This is a genomic window from Nocardia sp. NPDC058705 (assembly GCF_042749305.1).
Taxonomy (GTDB): domain Bacteria; phylum Actinomycetota; class Actinomycetes; order Mycobacteriales; family Mycobacteriaceae; genus Nocardia.
The window spans coordinates 56,275-77,887 of sequence record NZ_JBHYRN010000028.1; the positions used below are offsets into that span (position 1 = coordinate 56,275).

Annotated in this window: 23 protein-coding genes; 11 read left to right on the forward strand and 12 right to left on the reverse strand. The window is 67.5% G+C overall.

Translation table 11 applies throughout. The annotated features are described in order from the left end of the window. Positions 1–315: 315 nt before the first annotated feature. Genes ACFW6D_RS26195 through ACFW6D_RS26205 form a run of 3 tightly spaced genes read left to right on the forward strand, consistent with a single transcriptional unit; the run spans position 316 to position 4,449 of the window. A complete protein-coding gene (locus ACFW6D_RS26195) occupies positions 316–2,352 on the forward strand; it encodes an AMP-binding protein (RefSeq protein ID WP_379332336.1) in 2,037 nt (678 codons plus the stop codon). Positions 2,353–2,374: 22 nt separating this feature from the next. Continuing rightward, entirely contained in the window at positions 2,375–3,070 is a 696-nt protein-coding gene (locus tag ACFW6D_RS26200; RefSeq protein ID WP_379332338.1) for a response regulator transcription factor, read from the forward strand. After that, positions 3,067–4,449, forward strand: coding sequence for a sensor histidine kinase (locus ACFW6D_RS26205; protein WP_379332340.1), 1,383 nt, complete (start codon positions 3,067–3,069; stop codon positions 4,447–4,449). Before ACFW6D_RS26200 ends, ACFW6D_RS26205 begins: the two co-directional genes overlap by 4 nt. Positions 4,450–4,480: 31 nt before the next feature. Here the strand turns inward: ACFW6D_RS26205 and ACFW6D_RS26210 are convergent, their stop codons facing one another. The 3 genes from ACFW6D_RS26210 to ACFW6D_RS26220 form a co-directional block, all read right to left on the reverse strand. Then, positions 4,481–4,633 carry a hypothetical protein gene (locus tag ACFW6D_RS26210; RefSeq protein WP_379234041.1) on the reverse strand — a complete coding sequence of 51 codons (153 nt, stop codon included), beginning with the start codon at positions 4,631–4,633 and terminating at the stop codon, positions 4,481–4,483. 125 nt (positions 4,634–4,758) lie between these two features. Beyond that, positions 4,759–5,232: a hypothetical protein gene (locus ACFW6D_RS26215; protein WP_379332342.1), complete on the reverse strand. Its 474-nt coding sequence runs from the start codon at positions 5,230–5,232 to the stop codon at positions 4,759–4,761. A 201-nt stretch (positions 5,233–5,433) separates the two neighbouring features. After that, positions 5,434–6,087, reverse strand: coding sequence for a hypothetical protein (locus ACFW6D_RS26220; protein ID WP_379332344.1), 654 nt, complete (start codon positions 6,085–6,087; stop codon positions 5,434–5,436). A 279-nt stretch (positions 6,088–6,366) separates the two neighbouring features. Between ACFW6D_RS26220 and ACFW6D_RS26225 the strand changes: the two genes are divergently transcribed. Next, entirely contained in the window at positions 6,367–7,524 is a 1,158-nt protein-coding gene (locus ACFW6D_RS26225; protein WP_379332346.1) for a hypothetical protein, read from the forward strand. A gap of 41 nt (positions 7,525–7,565) precedes the next feature. Continuing rightward, positions 7,566–8,261 carry a hypothetical protein gene (locus ACFW6D_RS26230; RefSeq protein WP_379332348.1) on the forward strand — a complete coding sequence of 232 codons (696 nt, stop codon included), beginning with the start codon at positions 7,566–7,568 and terminating at the stop codon, positions 8,259–8,261. A gap of 46 nt (positions 8,262–8,307) precedes the next feature. Here the strand turns inward: ACFW6D_RS26230 and ACFW6D_RS26235 are convergent, their stop codons facing one another. The 5 genes from ACFW6D_RS26235 to pdxH all read right to left on the reverse strand — a co-directional run bounded on the left by ACFW6D_RS26235 (position 8,308) and on the right by pdxH (position 13,225). Continuing rightward, positions 8,308–8,934: a hypothetical protein gene (locus ACFW6D_RS26235; RefSeq protein ID WP_379332350.1), complete on the reverse strand. Its 627-nt coding sequence runs from the start codon at positions 8,932–8,934 to the stop codon at positions 8,308–8,310. Positions 8,935–9,155: 221 nt separating this feature from the next. Beyond that, positions 9,156–9,515 (reverse strand): FKBP-type peptidyl-prolyl cis-trans isomerase, encoded by a 360-nt coding sequence (locus tag ACFW6D_RS26240; protein ID WP_379234029.1) that lies wholly within the window; start codon positions 9,513–9,515, stop codon positions 9,156–9,158. Positions 9,516–9,578: 63 nt separating this feature from the next. Further along, positions 9,579–10,892: a citrate synthase gene (locus tag ACFW6D_RS26245; RefSeq protein WP_379234027.1), complete on the reverse strand. Its 1,314-nt coding sequence runs from the start codon at positions 10,890–10,892 to the stop codon at positions 9,579–9,581. 282 nt (positions 10,893–11,174) lie between these two features. Further along, entirely contained in the window at positions 11,175–12,458 is a 1,284-nt protein-coding gene (locus ACFW6D_RS26250; RefSeq protein WP_379332352.1) for an MFS transporter, read from the reverse strand. 68 nt (positions 12,459–12,526) lie between these two features. Then, complete coding sequence (gene pdxH / locus ACFW6D_RS26255; RefSeq protein WP_379332354.1) at positions 12,527–13,225, reverse strand: pyridoxamine 5'-phosphate oxidase; 699 nt, start codon at positions 13,223–13,225, stop codon at positions 12,527–12,529. A gap of 124 nt (positions 13,226–13,349) precedes the next feature. On the opposite strand from pdxH, the gene ACFW6D_RS26260 reads away from it, so the two are divergent. Together ACFW6D_RS26260 and ACFW6D_RS26265 are read left to right on the forward strand one after the other, a co-directional pair. Then, positions 13,350–14,474 (forward strand): citrate synthase 2, encoded by a 1,125-nt coding sequence (locus ACFW6D_RS26260; protein WP_379332356.1) that lies wholly within the window; start codon positions 13,350–13,352, stop codon positions 14,472–14,474. Positions 14,475–14,721: 247 nt separating this feature from the next. Further along, positions 14,722–15,501 carry a polysaccharide deacetylase family protein gene (locus tag ACFW6D_RS26265; RefSeq protein WP_379332358.1) on the forward strand — a complete coding sequence of 260 codons (780 nt, stop codon included), beginning with the start codon at positions 14,722–14,724 and terminating at the stop codon, positions 15,499–15,501. Positions 15,502–15,503: 2 nt separating this feature from the next. On the opposite strand, the gene ACFW6D_RS26270 is transcribed toward ACFW6D_RS26265, so the two are convergent. Further along, the gene (locus ACFW6D_RS26270) at positions 15,504–16,142 is read right to left on the reverse strand and encodes a hypothetical protein (protein WP_379332360.1); all 639 of its coding nucleotides are present in this window, start codon (positions 16,140–16,142) and stop codon (positions 15,504–15,506) included. A 109-nt stretch (positions 16,143–16,251) separates the two neighbouring features. Here ACFW6D_RS26270 and serC point away from each other — a divergent pair, with 109 nt between their 5' ends. The 3 genes from serC (at position 16,252) to ACFW6D_RS26285 (ending at position 19,619) form a co-directional block, all read left to right on the forward strand. Further along, positions 16,252–17,373: a phosphoserine transaminase gene (gene serC, locus ACFW6D_RS26275; RefSeq protein WP_379332362.1), complete on the forward strand. Its 1,122-nt coding sequence runs from the start codon at positions 16,252–16,254 to the stop codon at positions 17,371–17,373. Positions 17,374–17,686: 313 nt separating this feature from the next. Continuing rightward, complete coding sequence (gene sepH, locus ACFW6D_RS26280) at positions 17,687–18,733, forward strand: septation protein SepH (RefSeq protein ID WP_379332364.1); 1,047 nt, start codon at positions 17,687–17,689, stop codon at positions 18,731–18,733. A gap of 148 nt (positions 18,734–18,881) precedes the next feature. Further along, on the forward strand, positions 18,882–19,619 hold the full coding sequence (locus ACFW6D_RS26285; protein ID WP_379332366.1) for a DUF6928 family protein: 738 nt from the start codon (positions 18,882–18,884) through the stop codon (positions 19,617–19,619). A 1-nt stretch (position 19,620) separates the two neighbouring features. Here the strand turns inward: ACFW6D_RS26285 and ACFW6D_RS26290 are convergent, their stop codons facing one another. Then, the gene (locus ACFW6D_RS26290; RefSeq protein ID WP_379332368.1) at positions 19,621–19,920 is read right to left on the reverse strand and encodes a DUF2537 domain-containing protein; all 300 of its coding nucleotides are present in this window, start codon (positions 19,918–19,920) and stop codon (positions 19,621–19,623) included. After that, positions 19,917–20,720, reverse strand: a complete 804-nt coding sequence (locus tag ACFW6D_RS26295) for a TrmH family RNA methyltransferase (RefSeq protein WP_379332370.1) — start codon at positions 20,718–20,720, stop codon at positions 19,917–19,919. The genes ACFW6D_RS26290 and ACFW6D_RS26295 overlap by 4 nt, the downstream gene beginning before the upstream one ends. A gap of 25 nt (positions 20,721–20,745) precedes the next feature. On the opposite strand from ACFW6D_RS26295, the gene ACFW6D_RS26300 reads away from it, so the two are divergent. Continuing rightward, on the forward strand, positions 20,746–21,147 hold the full coding sequence (locus ACFW6D_RS26300) for a YccF domain-containing protein (protein WP_379332372.1): 402 nt from the start codon (positions 20,746–20,748) through the stop codon (positions 21,145–21,147). Here ACFW6D_RS26300 and ACFW6D_RS26305 read toward each other — a convergent pair whose 3' ends face one another. Beyond that, a complete protein-coding gene (locus ACFW6D_RS26305) occupies positions 21,148–21,585 on the reverse strand; it encodes a MarR family winged helix-turn-helix transcriptional regulator (protein WP_379332374.1) in 438 nt (145 codons plus the stop codon). Positions 21,586–21,613: the final 28 nt, after the last annotated feature.

Sequence of the window (21,613 nt, forward strand, 5' to 3'; positions counted from 1 at the left end):
CACTCACTTTCCAAACTGGCCTCGTACCGTGCGCCTGAAGCGAACCTCCACCGGCGCGATGGTGGCTCGCCAGTGGCTGCTGGCCGAGAACTACGGCTGGCCGAGAAATTGCGTCTACGACTGCCCGAATAAGTGACATCGGATTCTAACGGATCAATAACTTCTTGGGTGACTCCCGGTCGGGGTCCGCTCCATGACCAGCCTGTTGTAGGCAAAACCAAAGGTCGCGGCACCCCCTCGGGTGTCGCGTGAAGTCTGCCACAATCATCTGGATCTATCGAGCGGGCATCGAAGCGAGGCTAGGGAGTCACGGGGTTGGACACCGAACACGAGTACCGGCCGGTCTATCAGACCAGCCTGGTCGACCCAGCCGACTTCTGGTCCGCCGCAGCTCAGAGCATCGAATGGGATGTCGAACCGCAGCAGATCGTGGATGCCGCCGACAAGCGGTCGGCCCGGTGGTTCCCCGACGCCCGTCTGAATACCTGTGTGAATGCCCTTGACCGCCACGTCCGGGCCGGAACTGTCGACCAGGGTGGACACGCCGATCAGCCCGCCCTCATATATGCCTCCGCTATGACGGACACCACCACGATTTACACCTACGCCGAATTGCTCGACAAAGTCGCCGAGTTCGCCGGTGCCATGCGCGATCTCGGTGTGGTGGCCGGTGATCGGGTGGTGATCTATCTGCCGATGATCCCCGAAGCGGTGATCGCGATGCTGGCGTGTGCCCGCATCGGCGCGGTGCACTCGGTGGTATTCGGCGGCTTCGCCGCACCCGAGCTGGCCGCCCGCATCGACGACGCCGAGCCGGTCCTGATCGTCACCGCATCGGGTGGGCTCGAACCGAACCGCCGCATCGACTACCCGCCGATCGTGATCGCCGCGCTCGACCTCGCCGAGACCGCGTCGGTGCGCACGGTGATCGTCAAACAGCGCCCCGAGTTCCAGACGATCGAGTTCCCGGCCGCGCTGGCAGCCACCGACGTGCTGCCGTCCTCGGAGCAGACCGTCGCCGCCCGCTGGGTCGACTGGGATGCCTGCGTAGACGGCGTGGCGCCCGCCGATCCGGTCTCGGTCGCCGCCACCGATCCGCTCTACATCCTCTACACCTCCGGCACCACCGGAAAGCCGAAGGGCGTGGTCCGCGACAACGGCGGACACGCGGTCGCGCTGTCCTGGTCGATGCGCAATATCTACGACGTCGGCCCTGGTCAGGTGTTCTGGGCCGCCTCCGATGTGGGCTGGGTCGTCGGCCACTCCTACATCGTCTACGCGCCCCTGCTGGTCGGTGCGACGACCGTGCTCTACGAGGGCAAACCCGTCGGCACCCCCGACGCCGGGGCGTTCTGGCGGATCATCGACGAGCACAACGTGCGGGTGCTGTTCACCGCGCCGACCGCATTGCGCGCGATCCGCCGCGCCGACCCCGAGGCCACCGCGGCCCACCGCTACGACCTGTCCCGGCTGCGCGCGCTGTTCTGCGCGGGCGAACGCCTGGATCCGGCCACGTTCGATTGGGCCACCAACACCCTGCTCGCCGAGCATCCCGATACCCCCGTGGTCGATCACTGGTGGCAGACCGAGACCGGCTGGCCCATCTGCGCCGACCCGCTCGGCCTGCAGGAACTGCCGGTCAAACCCGGTTCGGCGAGTGTGCCGGTGCCCGGTTACCGGCTGCGCGTCCTCGACGCGAACGGCAACCCGGTACCCAACGGCACCGAGGGCAATATCGTCATCGGACTGCCCCTGCCCCCCGGCTGCCTGACGGGCCTGTGGCGCAACCGGGAGCGTTTCATCCGCTCATACCTGTCGGCCTTCCCCGGCCACTACCTCACCGGCGACTCCGGCTACTTCGACGAGGACGGCTACCTCTACGTCCTCGGCCGCAGCGACGACGTGATCAATATCGCCGGTCACCGCCTCTCGGCGGGCAGCATCGAGGCCGCCATCTCCGGGCACGAGGCCGTCGCCGAGTGCGCGGTGATCGGCATGCCCGACGAGCTCAAGGGCAGCCTCCCGCTGGCCTATGTGGTGCTCAAGCAGGGCGTCGACATCGATCAGCAGCAGTTGCGCGCCGAGCTCGACGAACGGGTGCGCAACCAGATCGGGGCGATCGCCAGCCTGCACGATTCGATCATCGTCACCGGCCTGCCCAAGACGCGTTCGGGCAAGATCCTGCGCAAGACGATCCGCCAGCTCACCGCCGGTGAACATGTCGAAACCCCGGCCACAATCGAGGATCCGCACGTCCTCACCGCCCTCGCCGACCGCATCCTCGCCAACCCACCGCTGGGGAACCCGCCGTCGGAGGTCACCAACGGCGATCCGGTCACTCCACCTGCGTAACTGCCCCACCTAGGATCACAGGGTGACTACCTCAACGGTCCTTGTCGTCGATGACGACGAGGACGTTCTCGCCTCGGTCGAACGCGGCCTGCGGCTGTCCGGCTTCCGGGTGCTGGTCGCGCGCGACGGCGGAGCCGCGCTGCGGGCGGTGTCCGAGCACGCACCCGACGCGGTGGTCCTGGACATGAACATGCCGGTCCTCGACGGTGCGGGCGTGGTCACGGCGTTGCGGGCGATGGGCAATGACGTGCCCATCTGCGTGCTCAGCGCCCGCGCCTCGGTGGACGACCGGATCGCGGGCCTAGAGTCGGGCGCCGACGACTACCTGGTGAAACCGTTCGAGCTGGCCGAACTGGTGGCCAGGATCAAGGCCCTGCTGCGCCGCCGCACCGACACGCCCGACCCCGTGGCACCGGGATCGCTGACTGTGGGTCCGCTGCTGATCGATGTGGCGGGTTATCGCGCACTTCTGCACGGGCGGGAAATCGAGCTCACCAAACGGGAATTCGAATTGCTGTCCACCTTGGCCCGCAATGCCGGTGTGGTGTTGACGCGTGAACGGCTGCTGGAATTGGTGTGGGGTTACGATTTCATAGCCGATACAAATGTGGTTGATGTGTTCGTCGGATACTTGCGCCGGAAACTCGAAATAGATGACACGCCAAGGATTTTGCATACGATTCGCGGGGTGGGTTTCGTACTCCGGGAATCGAAATGATCTCCGACCCACCGCTGAAACATCGTCGCAGACAATCCTTTTCGCTGCGGACAAGAGTCGCGGGAGCGGCTGCGGCCGGTGCGGTCATCATCGTCACGATCGCCGCTTTCGTTGGTTTTCAGGCAATCGAACGCAACAATGTCACCCAAACCGATCAGCAACTGGAAATCGCCTCGCGCATCGTGCTGATCGAGCCGGTGCTGGCCACCGGCTTCGTCAATCTGACCGGTTTGCAGAACACCATGGCGCTCACCGTGCGCGACAACGGCCAGGTGACCGCGTCGAGCTCGACCCAGCTGCCGGATCTACCGCCCGGCTCGCAGACCGTGGAGCTGCACGACCAGCCGTATCGGGTGCTCACCACCACCGAGAACCAGCCCGAAGGTCGCACGGTCTCGCTGGCCATTCCGACCACCGAGGCCACCAAAGCGACCGACGACCAGCAGCGTTGGGTGCTGGCGGGCGCGGCGATCGCGGTCGCGGCCGCGGCGGCGCTCGGCTGGTTGCTCGCCGGGCGCGCGGTCGGCCCGATCGTGAAACTGACCAGGCAGGTCTCCGCCGTCGGCGAGCCGGGCGAGGCCGCCCAACCGGTCGACGGTTCGGGTGTCGACGAGGCGGTGAAGCTGGCCGACGCGGTGAATACCATGCTGGCCCGCGTCGATCAGGCCCAGGCCGAGACCGCCGCCGCGCTCGAGACGGCCCGCGATTTCGCCGCCGTCTCCGCCCACGAACTGCGCACCCCGCTCACCGCGATTCGCACCGACCTCGAGGTCCTTCGCACCCTCGACCTCACCGACGAACAACGCCGCGAGATCCTCGACGACCTCGCCCGCAACGAAACCAGGGTCGAAACCACCCTGTCAGCGCTGGAACGACTCGCCCGCGGCGATCTCACCGCCGAAGCCGACCACGTCCCCACCGATGTCGCCGACCTGTGCGACCAGGCCGCCCACGACGCGATGCGCCACAACCCCGGCCTGACGGTGCGCATCGAGACCGACGCCGAACTCGTCACCCGCGGTCTGCCCGCCGGTCTGCGCCTGGCAGTCGACAACGCGCTCACCAATTCGGTGAAGCACGGCGGCGCCACCACCGCCGTGGTCTCGGCGCACCGCACCCCGTACGGCCGCATCGTGATCGCCGTCGACGACAACGGCACCGGCGTCGCACCCGATGAACGCGAGGCCGTCTTCGCGCGGTTCGCCCGCGGCGCCAACGCCACCAAGGGCGGTTCGGGTCTCGGCCTCGCGCTGGTCGCCCAGCAGGCCCAGCTGCACGGCGGACTGGCGTACTTCGAGGACAGCCCGCTCGGCGGCGCCCGGCTGGTCATCGACCTGCCGGTCCGACCCGCCGACGCAAAAGCCCCGCACCCGCGATGATCGCGGGCGCGGGGCCGAGGGTGCGCGCTACCTACTTCTTGTCGTTGTGCTCGAACGCGCCCTTCACCTTGCCCGCCGCGCGCTCGGCGGCGTCTTTCACGCTGGCCGCTGCCTTCTTCGCTTCCGCCTCGATCTTCTCGGCCTCGGCTTTGGCCTTGGCTTTCACATCGTCGGTGTCGGACATCGAACCTCCACTCTCGTGAGTTCCGCGCCGGACCGGCACGGGTGAAGACACTCGCGAGAATACCGCAGCAACCGTTCAGCCACCGTTATCGCGGACGTCACGTCCACCGTGTTCACAGCCTCCGGTCAGCCCTGACAACCCGACCAGACCGTCTTCGGCATCGAGCTGGCCAGGTGCTCCTCCACGTTGTGGATGCGGGCGTCGATTTCGGCCCAGCCCAGGTCCTCGCCGTATCCGGGCGAATAGACGGTCTTGTACTGGTCGTCGGTTCCGGAGATCAGCTCCTCGGCGCGCATCAGCACCCCGCAGTTCCCGCTCTCGAACACCAGCCGCACCGTGCATGCCGGCTCGAAGAGGCTGGCCGAGCCCAGATTGATCGGCTCGGGGAAGCCCGCGTCGCAGGCAGCAAGGGCCGCGCTCTCGGCGGCACCCTTGTCCGCGTGGTCGCGGATCTCGAAGAACCGGTCCGGGGACAGGTGGGAATTGACGACGACCGTCCACAGGGTCGGGTCGGCCTGCGCGGTGCCCGCGCCGATCACCGGACCGGCGATGGCGGCACCCACCAGGAGACTGATCGACACCGCTGACTGAAACTTCACTACGTTCTCCGAACCACTCGACGCCGAACTTCTGTGTCGGCAACCGAGCAGAGTAGCAAGCGAGAACCAGGTGCGCGCAATATCCGAATTCCTCACTGACACAACAGATTCCAGCTGTGTCATGGCACAAAAAGCGAAAGCCCCACAGCCGCGGTATGCGTGGCTGTGGGGCATCAGCGAACGATCAGGCGAGCCCGGAGATCAGGGGAGAACCTGGGGGATGGACTCCGGGATCACCAGGCCGATGACCGCGCCGAGGACCGCGCCCGTGAGCGCCATGGAGACGCCCGAGGAGAAGGCGCAGAAGAAGTAGCCGATGATGAAGGCGGCCAGGGCGGGGATGCACAGGATGGCGGCGGTCAGGAAGCCGATGGTGGCGCCCGCGGCCGCACCGTTCTGGACCGGGTCGTGGTTGAGCGCCTCCGGCTTGGTAGCGATGTCCTTCAGCTCGGCAGTGGTGGCGGCGGACAGCTGCGGGGCGATCTGCAGCGTGCGGCCGTCTTCGGAGATGACCGAGGCCAGCGCGACGTTGTTGCCGCCGGTGGTGGCCAGGGTCAGCGGCAGCTCGCTCACCTTGGCGCCGGTGGCGGAGATGACGGCGACGTTGGTGGAATCGGGCGAGAGCACGAACCGGCCGTTGTCGACGGTCGCGGAGATGGTGCGCAGGTCCGGCGAGACGGTGGTCTTGTAGCCGACGCCGTCGGCCGCGCCCTCGCTACCCAGTGCGGTCGCGATCTCGGCCTGACGCTCGACGGTGACGTCGGCGGCCGCGGTGCCCGTGGTGACGAGCGAGGTGGCGACGACCAGTGGCAGTGCGGCGAAGACCGCGCGGCGAGTGATGTTGAGGCTGAACATGTTTCGGTGCTCCCTCCCGATGCTTCCGAAGAATCCCCGAACCCCCCGGACGAATCGAAAAAATCTCGATGTCGATTGACTCGAGAGTTGTACCGAACCACCAATGGTTTGCGAAACATGTTGTGACACATGGCATAGTTTGAACCAGCAGCTATCGATCAGCGATCGAGCACCGAGCCCGGCGGGCATCCTGACAGCTACCCGCGCCCCGGTCTTCCTCAATGAACTCTCAGAGAGCTCCCACATCCAGCAACCGAATCGGGGGTTACCGTCGCCGATGTGATCGACAAACGCGTTCGTCTGCTCTGCCTCACCACCGCCATCGCGCTGGCGGGCGGTCTCGTCGCCTGTGCGGGCAACGACGCCGCGCCGACCGGGATCGCGCTGGTCAACGCCGATTCCGGACCCACCGGTGAGCGGGTGGTCAAGGCCGTGCAGGACGCGGGCGGCTACGAGTGGACCGTGGCGAAGCCCGGCGAGATCGACGCCGACGACTACGCCGCCGTGATCACCCTGCCCGCCGACCTCACCTCGTCGATGGCGACCCTCGCCACTCCCGAACCCAAGCGCGCGAAGGTCACCGTCACCACCCACGACGGCGCCGATGCGTTCACGGTGAACGGTGCGGTCGACGCGGTGACCCACCGGATCGGCGCGTCCGGCGTCGACGCGGCACTGGCCGCGGTCTCGCAGGCACGCAACCAGATGACGTCGGTGCAGTTCACCGCCCAGCTACTGAGCGCGGGCGTGAACGCCGCAGCCGACGGCGCGGGCCAGTTCAGCGGCGGCGCCCAGGAGATGCTCGGGTTCCTCGATTATGCGAAAGAGGGTGCGGGCCAGCTCACTTCGGCCATCGAGCTGCTGAACCAAACGGTCGACGGCGCCGCCAAGCAGGCCAACCAACTGGCCGACGCCCTCGGCGCCACCGGCGTCACCATCGCCGGCGTCCAGAGCAGCGCGGCCGCCATGGGCTCCGGTCTCGACCAGGTCCTGCCACTCCTGAAAGCCCTCCCCTTCTCCGGCGACCCCCAACTCGCCGACATCATCACCAAACTCGAAGCCCTACGCGGTGTTTCGACCCAGGCAGGCACCCAGCTCGAGGGCTTGAGCGAATTGACCGGCGCCGCAGTCGATCCCAACACCGACCTCGGCACCCTGCTGCGCACCGTCGTCGCCCGCCTCAACAGCGCCCGCGACCAACTCACCCAGGGCGCCGAACTCGCCAAGGGCCTCCCCACCCTCGCCGAACAGGGTGGCGCCCAACTCCTCTCAGCCGTCGAACAACTCACCGGCGGCGTCGGCGCCCTGCAGAACATCGTCGGCAACCTCAACAACCAAACCGCCAAGGCGCTAGAGGCTCTGCCCCCGCGCGGCCAGTCCCAGCAGTCCGCCCTGGCGCTGGCGCTGACCGACCCGGTCGAAGTCGTCCGGGAGTGAAAGCCCCTCTCCGCTAATGTCATCGGCGAAAGGGGGCCGCCATGACCGACCAGACCTCCAGTTCCCCGCCGCCCATTCCGCAGCCGCCGAGCGCTGGGCCGCAGCCGTACCAACCCGCTCCCGCGCCCTACGGGAACTGGCAACAGCCCGGTTTCGGATACCCGACGCCCACCGGCCAACAGCCCAACCCGGGTTACCCACCCACGCCGCGGCCACCCCGGCGATGGATCTGGCCGGTGGTCGCCGCCGTCACGGCTGTTCTCGCGGTGGTCGGCTGGGCGACCGCGGGCACCCTGCTGCTCGAAGAGGACCCACCGGCAACCGTCCAACCCGCGGACCCGTCGATCGCCCGCGATGCCGCACGGGAGGCGGCGCGCACCGCGGCCTGCGACCTCACCAACGCGATGTCGAGCTATGACCACACCAACCTCGGCGGGTACAAGTCCGCCATCGATCAGTGGACCACCGGCCAGTTGCGCACCGATTTCGACAGCGGATGGCCCGCGCTCCAAGCCGCGATGACGCAGGCGCAGGTGACATCCCAGGTGGAGCACCTCGATTGCCTGTACAAGTCCGGCGAGGGTGACCGGATGACCGTCGTCGCGGTGTTCCAGCAGGTCCGAACCAGCCTCACCCAAACGACGCCCCAGAAGATGATGATGATCGTCTACAACAGCATGGTGCTGACCGACGGCCGATGGCTGGTCGAGAAGATCGACTCGCCGTTCGTGAAATAGCAGCACGGCCCGGTCGAATTCGACCGGGCCGCAATGTTTTTCACGCTCAGGGCAGGACCTGCGGGATGATGTCCGGTGCTGCTACCCCGACCACAGCGCCGATCAGCGCGCCGATCAAGGCGTTCGGCAGACCCACCAGCCCGACGCACGGCAGGTAGAGAATCATCGTGGTGATCATCGGGATGCACACGACCGCCGCGACGATCGCGCCGATACCCGCACCGATGGCGGCCGCGTTCTGGACCGGGTCGGGGAACTGCGCGGTCGGCGTGGTCGCGATGGTCTTCAGTTCGGCGCTCGCCGCTTCGGTGGGCCGCGGCGTCACCGTCACACTGCGCCCGTCGGCCGCGATCTCGGTGGCCAGGGCGATCACATTGCCGCTGACGGTGGTGAACGAGGTGGGGATCTCCCCGATCGGATCGCCGGTCGCCGACTCGACGACAACCCGGCTCGAGTCGGGCGCGAGCAGAAAGCGCCCCTCGTCGACCGAGGCGGACACGGTCCGCAGGTCCGGCGCGACGGCCGTGCGGTAACCCTCCCCCACGCTCGCCAGCCCGGCCGCATACTGCGTCTGCTGGTCGGCCTCCGCCGAGCACACTCCGGCCCCGGCGAGCCCCACCGCAATGGGCAGCGCCACCGCAAGCGCGCGGCGAACAACCTTGTGTTGGAACATGATCGAGAATCTCCCTCCCGAAACTCCCGAAGAACCCGGCCCCGGGCGAATCGAACAAGTCACTGTCATGGACAACGCATTGGAAACGAATCACGCGGGAGCGCAAGCTCCGTCATACGCGGGGCACATTACCCGGCGGCGCGCGAGCGCCGAACCCTTACCCCGCAAACAGCAACGGCCCGTACCTCCCTCAGGAGATACGGGCCGCGGAAAGCTTCAGATCAGCCGGCGTTGAGCAGGTCGATCACGAAGACCAGGGTCTTGCCCGAGAGGGCGTGGCCCGAACCGGCGGGGCCGTAGGCCAGCTCCGGCGGGATGACCAGCTGACGGCGGCCGCCGACCTTCATGCCGGGGATGCCGTCCTGCCAGCCCTGGATCAGGCCGCGCAGCGGGAAGGTGATGGATTCGCCGCGGTCCCAGGAGGAGTCGAACTGCTCACCGTTGTCGAACTCGACGCCGACGTAGTGCACCTCGACGGTGCCACCGGGCACCGCTTCCTTGCCTTCGCCCTCGATGAGGTCGGTAATGACGAGCTCGGTGGGCGCGGGGCCCTCCTGAAAGTCGATCTCCGGCTTGGTCATGCGGGCTATCCCCTTCGATAGATTGCGTTCACCAACAAAGTGTCCAACAGCAGCTGGTCGAAACTAGCGGCTGCCGATTTCGTAGTAGTCACGCTCACCGTAGCCGGTGTAGATCTGACGCGGGCGCCCGATCTTGAGCGGCTCGGAGTGCATCTCACGCCAGTGCGCGATCCAGCCCGGCAGGCGACCCATCGCGAACAGCACGGTGAACATGCGGGTCGGGAAGCCCATGGCGCGGTAGATGACGCCGGTGTAGAAGTCGACGTTCGGGTACAGGCGACGCGACACGAAGTAATCGTCGGTCAGCGCGGCTTCTTCGAGCTGCTTGGCGATGTCGAGGAGCTGGTCGTCGCCGCCGATCTTCGACAGGATCTTGTCGGCGGCCTGCTTGACCAGCGTCGCGCGCGGGTCGTAGTTGCGGTAGACGCGGTGCCCGAAGCCCATGAGCTTCACGCCGTCTTCCTTGTTCTTGACCTTGCGGATGAATTCCTTGACGTCGCCGCCGTTGGCCTTGATGTCGTCGAGCATCTCGAGCACGGCCTGGTTGGCGCCGCCGTGCAGCGGGCCCCAGAGCGCGTTGATGCCGCCGGACACCGAGGTGAACAGGTTGGCGTCGGAGGAGCCGACGAGGCGCACGGTCGAGGTGGAGCAGTTCTGCTCGTGGTCGGCGTGCAGGATCAGCAGCATGTCGAGCGCGGCGGCGACCTCGGGGTCGACCTCGTACGGCTCGGCCGGGAACCCGAAGGTCATCCGCAGGAAGTTCTCGACCAGCGACAGCGAGTTGTCGGGGTAGAGGAACGGCTGACCGACCGACTTCTTGTACGAGTAGGCCGCGATGGTCGGCAGCTTCGCCAGCAGGCGGATGGTCGACAGTTCGACCTGCTCGGGATCGCGCGGGTCCAGGGAGTCCTGGTAGTAGGCCGACAGCGCGTTCACCGCGGACGACAGCACCGGCATCGGGTGCGCGTTGCGCGGGAAGCCGTCGAAGAACCGCTTCAGGTCCTCGTGCAGCAGGGTGTGGCGACGGATGCGATCGGTGAAGTCGTCGAGCTGAGCCTGGGTCGGCAGCTCGCCGTAGATGAGCAGGTAGCTGACCTCGATGAAGGTCGAGCGGCCCGCCAGCTGGTCGATCGGGTAACCGCGGTAGCGCAGGATGCCCGCTTCACCATCGATGTAGGTGATGGCCGACTTGGTCGACGCGGTGTTCATGAAACCGGGGTCATAGGTGACGTAACCGGTGCTGGCCAGCAGCTTGCCCAAGTCGAGCCCGTCGTTACCCTCCGCGGCCTTGGTGACCGAGATCGGGAACTCGCCACCGGGGTACTGCAGTACCGCCTTGGCGTCTTCGGTGACGTTGGTGATGTTCTCAGCGGGCACGGAAGGATCCCTCTCAGGCTAGTTGAGATTCTCGCCGAGCCCTGAAACCCGACGCCGAACCGTGCGCCGTCTGCGGTCGGCAGACGGCGCGCTTGGTGTAACGCTAACTGTTGTTCGGTCGAGACAAGCAATCAGGGTTGCCCTGTCCTGTTCTCACATCGGCCGTGTGCGGCAGTGAGGTCGGGGACCTGCGCCGATCCCATTTTCCGGACCGCTGTCCGCACGGTTTACCGCGCCGCGGCGACTGACGGGCTCGATATGTGAATCAGGGTGGCGCACAACTCATTTCACTGCCGACGCGGAATGCGCGCGAGCCACTCGATATCGGACGAACGCGGGGAAGGCCAGCGCGGCCAGCACCACCCCGATCACCACCAGCACGCCGCCACCGGCAGCAGCTACAGCAGTACCCATGCTCGCCGCCGCGAAACCGTGGGAAACATCACCGATCCGTGGCCCACCTGCGACGACCACGATGAACACACCTTGCAGCCGCCCGCGCATCTCGTCGGTGGACACATTCAGCAGCATCGCCGTGCGAAACGCCGCCGACACCATGTCCGCCGCGCCGCCGAGCGCCAGGAACGCGACCGCGATCCACAGCCACACCCCCAGCGCGAACCAGCGTCCGGCCAACGCCACCGCCAGCCCGAACCCCACCATCGTCACACCCCAGATCGCGATGCACACCAGCACCGCCAGCCCCTGCCTGCGCACCCGCGGAATCCACCCGGAGAACACCCCGCCCAACACCGACCCGACCGCCATCGCCGCGAACAGCAACCCGAGCGCCACCCCGCCTTCCGCCGGATCGTGGAAGGTCTCGTGCGCGATCTGCGGATACAGCGCGCGGGCCATCCCGAACACCATGGCGATCAGGTCGACGACGAACGAGGCGAGCAGGATGCGCTGCCCCGCGAGATAGCGGAAGCCGTCGAGCACGGTGCGCAACCCGGCCCGCCGCTGCTCACCGGTCGGCGGGAACGCGGGCAACTGCCAGACCGCCCACAGCGTCGCGAGCAGGGCGATCGCATCGATCAGATACAGCGTGGACAGCCCGATCACCGGGATGAGCAGCCCGGCCAGCACCGGGCCGACGATCGCTCCCGCCTGGATCACGGTCATGCTCAGCGAACTGGCCGAGGCCATCTGCTCCGGCGGCAGCAACCGGGCGATCAGGGCGCTGCGGGTGGGCTGATTGACCGCGAAGAACGCCTGCTGGGTGGCGAACAGCCCGAGGATGAGCCACACATTGTTCAGCCCGAGCGCGGCCTGCGCCCAGAACGCCACCGCGGTCAGACCCGTGCCGGCCGTGGTGATGACGAGCAGCTTGCGCCGATCCATCACATCCGCGAGGGCCCCACCCCACAGCCCGAACACCACCAGCGGAATCAGCCCGAACAACCCCGCCAGCCCGACATAGCCGGAACTGCCGGTGATCTGAAAGATCTGCTGCGGCACCGCGACCACCGAGAGCTGCGCGCCGATGACCGTGACGATATTGGTGGTCCACAGCCTGCGATAGTCGCGATTGCGCAGGGGTTCGGTGTCGGCGAGCAGCTTCACTCAGCGCAGGTTAGCCACTACTCGGCGGTCATCCCATGTTTGCGCTCGGTGACATAGGCCACCTCGTGTCACGGCTGCAAACGTTCGACTGTTGTGTTCTCGCCGTCGATCCGCACCACCACGCGATTGTGCAGTCGGCCGCGCCTGCCCTGCCAGAACTCCACCTCGTCGGGACACAGCAGGTACCCGCCCCAGAACGGCGGCACGGGGATGTCGTCCACATCGGCGAATCGGGCGGTGGTCTCGGCGAGCGTGCGGTCAAGTTCGGCGCGTGATGCCACCGGCTGTGACTGTTGCGATGCCCACGCGCCCAGCCGCGATTCCCGTGGCCGTTGGGCCCAATAGGCCGCCGTAACCTCGGCCGACACCCGCTCGGTCACCCCGCGCACATGCACCTGTCTGGCCAGCGCGGGCCAGACGAAACTCGCCGCCGCGTACGGGTCGGCGGCGAGTTGGGTGCCCTTGGCCGATTCGTAGTTCGTATAGAAGGTGACGCCCTCGGGCGAGAGTCCCTTGCACAGAACCGTCCGCGCCACCGGTCGCGGGACCGGACCGGCGAGTGAGACCGTCGCGAGAACCATCGCGTTCGGCTCGGCGACGCCGAGGGTCCGCGCCTCGTCGATCCAGCGGCGCAGCAACGGTTCCCAGCCGTCGGCGACCCAGCTCGGATCCAGGTCCGCGTCGGCGGCGGGGACCGTCAGCGGGTCGCCGTAATCCACGCGCATCGTGGCCAGATCGGCCACCGGCCGGGCACGGGGGTCATCCATGCGATCGACCGTACTGCAGGCGCCCGACCTCACAGCTCGAGCATGCAGGGCCGGAGCTGCCGTCAGGCCTGGACGGGTCTATGGTCATCCACAGATCGGCATGCCCCTGCAAGGAGAGTCAACTGTGACCACCAGCGCGGTACCCCAGGATTTCGTCAGCGGATTGGAAGGCGTGGTCGCCTTCACCACCGACATCGCTGAGCCGGACAAGGACGGTGGCGCCCTGCGATATAGGGGCGTCGACATCCAGGATCTAGTCGCCGACCGGGTAACTTTCGGCGATGTGTGGGCCCTGCTGGTCGACGGCGAATTCGGTCGCGGCCTGCCGCCCGCCGAGCCGTTCCCGCTGCCGGTGCACACCGGTGACGTGCGCGTCGACGTGCAGGCGGGCCTGGCCATGCTCGCCCCGATCTGGGGCTACGAGCCGCTGCTCGACATCGACGACGAGACCGCCCGCGACAACCTCGCGCGCGCCTCGGTGATGGCGCTGTCGTACGTGGCGCAGTCCGCGCGCGGCATCTATCAGCCCGCCGTTCCGCAGCGCAAGATCGACGAGTGCGACACCGTCACCGAGCGCTTCATGACCCGCTGGAAGGGTGACCCGGACCCGCGCCACACCGAGGCCATCGACGCCTACTGGGTCTCGGCCGCCGAGCACGGCATGAACGCCTCCACCTTCACCGCCCGCGTCATCGCCTCCACCGGCGCCGACGTGGCCGCCTCGCTGTCCGGCGCGATCGGCGCCATGTCCGGCCCGCTGCACGGCGGCGCCCCGGCTCGCGTGCTCCCGATGATCGAAGCGGTCGAGAAGTCCGGCGACGCACGGGCATTGGTCAAGGGCATCCTGGACCGCAAAGAGAAGCTGATGGGCTTCGGCCACCGCGTCTACCGTGCCGAGGACCCCCGCGCCCGCGTGCTCCGCGCCACCGCCAAGCGCCTCGACGCCCCCCGCTACGAGGTGGCCGCCGCCCTCGAACAGGCCGCCCTCGCGGAACTGCGCGAACGCCGCCCCGACCGCGCCATCGAAACCAACGTCGAATTCTGGGCCGCGGTAATCCTCGACTTCGCCGAGGTCCCCGCCCACATGATGCCCGCCATGTTCACCTGCGGCCGCACCGCCGGCTGGTGCGCCCACATCCTCGAACAGAAGCAGCTGGGCAAGCTGGTCCGCCCCGCCGCTATCTACACCGGCCCCGCGCCGCGCACCCCGGAAGAAGTCCCGGGCTGGTCCACCATCTCGCAGGCCTGAATCATCGAACCGGGTGCCGATCTCCGGCGCCCGGTTCTTTTTCAGCTACTTGCACGCTCTAACGATTGACCTGCGGGGACGTGTCCGGTGCGCGCAGGATACGAATCAGCGATAACATCCCAGCGAATATTTTCGTTAGGGGTGAGTTGTGCACAGCAATGGTTGGTCGCGGCGGCAGCTGTTCGGGGCGTGTGCTGCTCTTACGGCCGGGTTCGCTACGGGGTGTGGCGCCGCGCAGGGGGATTCGGTGGAAATCGCCGAGGTCGAGGCCACGTCCGTGGAGTCCGTGGCACCGATGACCGCGCGGTCGATTGCGACCCCGGAGCTGATGCCTGCCGTCTCCCCTGCCCAGGTGGCGGCCCGGCATGCGGGCAGTGCGCCGCAACAGTGGGGTGTCGACCTGCCCGGTATCACCAGCAGTTTTCCGGTCGGCGGTAAACAGTTCGCGCTCACGTTCGACGCGTGTGGTGGGCACGGCAACAGTGATATCGACCAGGCGCTGATCGACCTGTTGATCGCCGAGCAGGTCCCGGCCACCCTGTTCCTCAACAAGCGGTGGGTCGATGCCGATCCGGCTCGGGTGCAGCTACTGGGTGCGAATCCCCTTTTCGAGCTTGCCAACCACGGTTCCGCGCACAAACCGCTCTCGGTCTCGGGTCGTTCCGCGTATCAGATCCGGGGCACCGCGTCCGCTGAGGAGGCCGTGTACGAGGTGTGGGAAAACCACCAGCGGATCACCGAACTCACCGGTCGCGCGCCCCGCTTCTTCCGCACCGGCACCGCCCACTACGACGAGGTGGCTGTCGCGATCGTCAACGAATTGGGCGAGACCCCACTGGGTTTCACCGTGAACGCCGACTTCGGGGCCACCGCGTCCGCGGCCCAGGTCCAACGGGCGATGAGCGCGGCCGCGCCCGGGGGTATCGCCCTCGCCCACATGCACCGCCCCCGATCGGGCACGGCGGCAGGCATGGCGGCGGCGCTACCGGCTCTGCGCGCCGCGGGCTTCACGTTCGTCCACCTGTAGCGCTAGCGCGTCAGTGCCGCGAAATCGATGGCGACCGACGCCCCACGATCGACCGTGAAGAACGCTGCCGCCAACCGCGTCCCGAGTTCGATCTGCCCGATGGCGCTCAACGGGACCGGCGCAATCAACCGCACCCGCCACGGCAACGGCTCGTCCCAAGCCCGCATCTCCAGATCCAGCCGGAGCACCGGATCGTCGCGTCCGGTGTAGTCGGCCGCGATCGGCGCGACCGCGAGCACGGTCGCCTCGGCTCGTCGACCGTTGGCCAGGATCTTGGCGGCCGCCTTACGCCCGGACTCCGCTATCTCGGGGACGAACAGCACCACCCGCTCCCGATCCCCCGGATCGACCCGGCACCCGACCACGTCCCCGGCCTGCATCCACTCCAGATCCTGGCTACGAACCCGCTGCCGGACCCGCGCGTCGTAGGCCAACTCCCCCGGTACCGAAACCCGCACGCTGAACCGATACCCGCCCTCACCTCGCCGAGTCCGCACGGACAGCACGCTCGCCATCGCGGGCAACCCCCTGATCAGCAGTTCCCGCCGCGCCCCCTCCGACAGCAACCCGGGCCGACGCCCGAACGCCCACACCCACCGGTCGAGCATCGTCCGCCCGGAGTCGACCGCAACAAGGCTCATAGCAGGAGAGTAGTGCGAAGTGGCTGTCAGCAAGGGCAAATTCCCCGCACTCCCGCGCAGCGCCACCCACCCCGACCGTCGTCATCGGCCCACCACTAAACTCGCCCGTATGACCAGTGCGTTCCCGACCATTCCCGCCGACCTCAAGCCCGCCGACGGACGGTTCGGCTGCGGCCCGTCCAAGGTCCGCCCGGAGCAGCTGCAGTCCCTGGTGACTGTCGGTGCCTCGGTGTTCGGTACCTCGCACCGCCAGAAGCCGGTCAAGGACGTGGTCGCCCGCGTGCGCAACGGCCTGCGTGAGCTGTTCTCGGTGCCCGACGGCTACGAGGTCGTGCTGGGCAACGGTGGCACCACCGCGTTCTGGGACGCCGCCGCGTTCGGCCTGATCCGTGAGCGTTCGCTGCACCTGACCAACGGTGAGTTCTCCTCGAAGTTCGCCTCGGTGGCCAAGGGCAACCCGTTCATCGGCGACCCGATCGTCGTGAAGGCCGAGCCGGGCAGCGCGCCCGAGCCCGTGTCGGACCCGAGCGTCGACCTCATCGGCTGGGCCCACAACGAGACCTCCACCGGTGTGTCCATCCCGGTGTCGCGTCCGGTCGGTTCGGAGAACGCCCTGATCGCCATCGACGCCACCTCCGGCGCGGGCGGCCTGCCGGTGAACATCGCCGACTCCGACGTGTACTACTTCGCCCCGCAGAAGTGCTTCGCCGCCGACGGTGGCCTGTGGATCGCGATCATGAGCCCGGCCGCGCTGGCTCGCGTCGCCGAGATCAAGGAGTCGGGTCGCTGGACCCCGGAGTTCCTTTCGCTGCCGATCGCGGTCGACAACTCCTCCAAGGACCAGACCTACAACACCCCGGCGCTGGCCACCCTGCTGCTGTTCGCCGATCAGATCGAGTGGATGAACGCCAACGGCGGCCTGGACTGGACCGTGAAGCGCACCCTGGATTCGTCCTCGCGTCTGTACTCGTGGGCCGAGTCGAGCTCGTTCGCCACCCCGTACGTGTCGAACCCGGCGCACCGCTCGCAGGTCGTGGGCACCATCGACTTCGACGACGCCGTCGACGCCGCTCAGGTCGCCAAGATCCTGCGCGCCAACGGCATCGTCGACACCGAGCCCTACCGCAAGCTGGGCCGTAACCAGCTGCGCGTGGGCATGTTCCCGGCGATCGATCCGGAAGATGTTTCGCAGCTGACCCGTTCGATCGACTGGGTCGTCGGCCAGCTCTGAGATAAGACCGACATCGGCCGGTGTGCGGTGAACTTTTTACAGTTCGCGCACACCGGCCTTGTCTTGTCCGACAAGGCACACATTCGCAATATTCGCCCAGTTTCGGCAGATCTCGGTACCGAGATTTGATGTTGATCTATCACCAAAACCCCTGCACACAAGCAGAATTCGTGCGGTGAGCCGATCAGATTAGCCCCCTGGGCACCCGTCGCGCGCGATTTAAGTCGTGCGTGTCTGCTGCGGTGGCCAAGTAATGTGCACTACTGTCAAGGAAAGTGGGCGGTGTCGTAGCCGACGCGATAGGGAGGTAACGGTGCGTGAACTTCGAGTGATCGGGGTGACGCCCGACTCCACGGCCATCGTGTGCAGCGACACCGAGTCCGGCACCAAGTTCCGGTTGCCCGCCGACGACAAGCTCCGCGCGGCGGCGCGCGGCGACCTCGCACGATTCGGCCAGATCGAAATCGAAACGGAGGCGACTATGCGTCCTCGCGATATTCAGGCCCGTATTCGCGCTGGAGCGTCCGTCGAGCAGGTCACGGCAGAGTCCGGTATGCCGGAATCCAAAGTCGAACGTTTCGCCTACCCCGTCTTGCTCGAGCGCGCTCGCGCCGCCGAACTGGCACAGAAGGCGCATCCGGTGCGCCCTGACGGCCCTTCGGTGGAGACGCTGCACGAGATCGTCACCGCGGCTTTCGCCGAGCGCGGTCACACCATCGAACAGGCAGAGTGGGATGCCTGGAAAGACGAAAAGGGGTTCTGGGTCGCTCAATTGCAGTGGCGGCACGGTCACTCCGAGATCGCCGCGCACTGGCGCTACCAGCCCGACGCACACGGCGGCTCGGTGTCCCCGCTCGACGATCCGGCCAACGACCTGATCGATCCAGACTTCGGTCGCGCCCTGCGTGGGCTGGCGACGATCCTGCCGACGCCGGTTCCGGCCGCGTCGCCGGTGATCGAACCGCCGACCCCGGTGGAGCCGCGTCCGCGCGAGCAGATCGCCGCGCCTGCGGCCCGCCCGCAGAGTCGTCCGGCGCCGAACGTGGACGAGTACTACGAGCAGCGTCAGGTGGCGGCAGGCGGTGGGACGGCGGCGATTCCGTCCGCGCCGATCCCCGCGGCCCCGATCCCCGCTGCCACGCCGAAGCCCGCGGCTCCGAAGCCCGCGGCCGCGATGCCCGCCGCTCCGATGCCGACCGCGCCTGCTGCGCCGAGTCAGCCTGCTGCGCAACAGGACAAGCCCGCGGAGGAGCCGGTGACCGAGAAGCCCGCGCCGAAGCCCGCACGGACGAAGCGTGGCAAGGCGCCCATGCCATCGTGGGAAGACGTCCTGCTCGGCGTCCGCAGCTCCGGCAACTGAAAGCGCGCGGCCACATCCCGCAAGAACATGGGTAACTCACCGGGTACGAGCCAACTTACGCAACTCTAAAACCGCTGGGCGCCAATGTTAGATGCCCCGCACCTGGGTCTGGCCTGAATATCCGGGGAGGCGGAACAGGAGGTGGCTCGTGGCAGCAGCTTCGACGCTTTGGTACGTCGATACACCAGATCCCATTGCGGTGCTTCGAGGTCAGGTCGAGTCCGATCCTGTTGCGGCGGCGGCGTTGGCCGGGCAGTTGTACGAGGACCACGATGTTCGCCCGCACATGGTCGGGACGCTGGCGGGGTGTGCGGCGCCGGACCGGGATGAGGTCTATATCGGGTGTTATCCCGGGTTGACAGTGGTGTGTACCGCCGAGGCCGCGCTGGTGCGGCCGACGAAACTGCCCGATCTGCTGGTCCGCCCGCTCGCTTCCGAGCACACCTATCTCGTGTCCTACGACCGGAAACTGCACTGGGGTGCGTTCGCGCATTGGGAGCGCGGCGAATTCCGGCGCTCGTTCAGTTCCACCCGGGTCGATATCGTCGAGAACGAAGGGCTGCCGATGGTGTGGGAGCGGACGTTCTGGGCCGGTGAGCATCCGGTGCCGTGGCGGGGCGAGGACCGTCCCGAACCGCAGTCGCTGCCGTTCGATCCGCCGGATTTCGCCGATGCCGCCAATGACCAGTGGCTCGGTTTCCGCTACCTGACCCCGGCCGCACCCGGCCAACTCACCCCTGGTGACCTCGCGGTCTGCGGTTTCACGCTGTACCCGAAAGGCCAGGCTCCCGAGCAGAAGTCCGCGCTGGTCGCCAGCCCCGGTGCGGCGACGCGACGCAAGCGCGGACTGTTCGGGTGGCTGCGCGGTGCCGATCGGGTGCGGTGAATCAGCCGAGTACGTACACGATCGCGGCGATCCACCCGAGCACCACCGCCGCGGCCGCGCCGGCCAGCACCCACCGCACCACCGGCGTGTACCGCCACCGCCACGCCGTCGGCGCCACCCCGACCGCGGCCACCACGTTCACCCCGATCGCCAGGAACGGGTTGACCGCGGCCAGCGCACAGGCGAAGGCGTACACCGCCACCCCGCCGAGCACCGCGACCAGCGCCGCGACGGTGCCGCCCGCCGCCCACGGCACCGAATCCGTTTGCGCCCGATAGGGTCCCTCGCATTCCTGGCTCATGACGTGCGCACTCGCTCGTAGAAGGCCATCGCCGCCGCGGTCGCCACATTGAGCGAATCGGTACCCGGCGACATGGGAATCCGCGCGCGAATATCGGTGGCGCGCATGGCTTCTTCGGTCAACCCGGGCCCTTCCGCGCCGAGCAGCAGCGCCACCTTCTCCCCCGTCATCGCCGTCGCGAGATTCACCGCTTCGGGATTCGGCGTCAGGGCGATCACCTGAAAACCTCGCTCCCGCAACATGTCCAGACCGGCGGGCCACTGCGGCAATTGCGCGAACGGCACCCGGAGCACATGCCCCATCGACACCCGCACCGCCCGCCGATACAGCGGATCCGAGCACCGGTCGCCGAACAGCACCGCGTCGGCACCGAGCCCCGCCGCATTGCGGAACATCGAACCGAGGTTCTCGTGATCGTTGACGCCCTCCAGCACCGCCACCGTGCGGGCACCGTCGAGCACCTCGTCGACGGTGAGCTCGGCCGGACGCGGCGCGACGGCGAGTACCCCGCGATTGAGGTGGAAGCCGACCACCTCGGCCATCACCGCCGCGCTCGCCCGGTAGTACGGCAGCTCGCGATCGGCCAGGTCGTCGGCCAGGGTCTCGAAACGTTTCCCGACGCCGAGCAGTGCGCTCGGCGTGAAACGCGAGTCGAGCATCCGCTGCACGACCACCACACCCTCGGCGATGACCAGGCCTTTGCGGCCCGGCAGGTCCGGCCTGCGGTCGGCATTGGACAGGTCACGGAAGTCGTCGACGCGCGGGTCGGTGGGGTCGTCGATATCGATCACTTCGGCCACCGGCTAATCCTGGCATGCTGGAGACATGAAGATTGTCCAGTTGATCTTGAACGTGCTCTGGGTGGTGCTGTGCGGGTTCTGGATGGCGCTGGGATACCTGCTCGCGGCGCTGATCTGTTTCATCCTGATCATCACCATCCCGTTCGGAATAGCCTCGCTCCGGCTGGCCGGGTACGTGCTGTGGCCGTTCGGCCGCACGGTCGTCGACAAACCGAGTGCGGGTGCGGGCTCGCTGATCGGCAATGTGATCTGGTTCGTCTTCGCGGGCTGGTGGCTGGCGTTGGGCCACGTGTTCACCAGCATCGCGCTGGCGGTGACGATCATCGGCCTGCCGTTCGCCTGGGCGAATCTCAAGCTGGTGCCGTTGTCGCTGTTCCCGCTCGGCCACGATGTGGTCTCGGCCGACGATGCCAGGCAACCGCGCTGATCACTCCGATTCGGCGACGATCTTGTTCATGATGCCGACGGCTTCGTCGAGCACCGCGACCTGTTCGGGACTCAGGCAGGCGAGCCGACCGGTCATCCACACTTCGCGGGCATTGGTCTCGTCGGCGATCAGCGCGCGACCGGCGGGCGAGAGCGAGACGATGATCTGTCTGCCGTCGGTCGGGTGCGGGCGGCGCTGGACCAGGTCGAGATCGGCGAGCGAGGCGATGACCCGGGTCATCGACGGCGGTTGCACGCGTTCTTTGCCTGCCAGCGCGCCGGGCGTCATGGCGCCATCACGAGCCAGCGTCGCCAAAGCCGACAGCTGAGTAAGCGAGATCTGCGCGTCGGAACGGCGTCCGCGCAGGTGTCTCGTGAGCCGCACGACGGCCAGTGAAAGGTCACCGGCCAGGGCGCGGACGTCCGATGGCGTTGTCACAGTGCAGAACTCTACGGTAAGTCCGGCT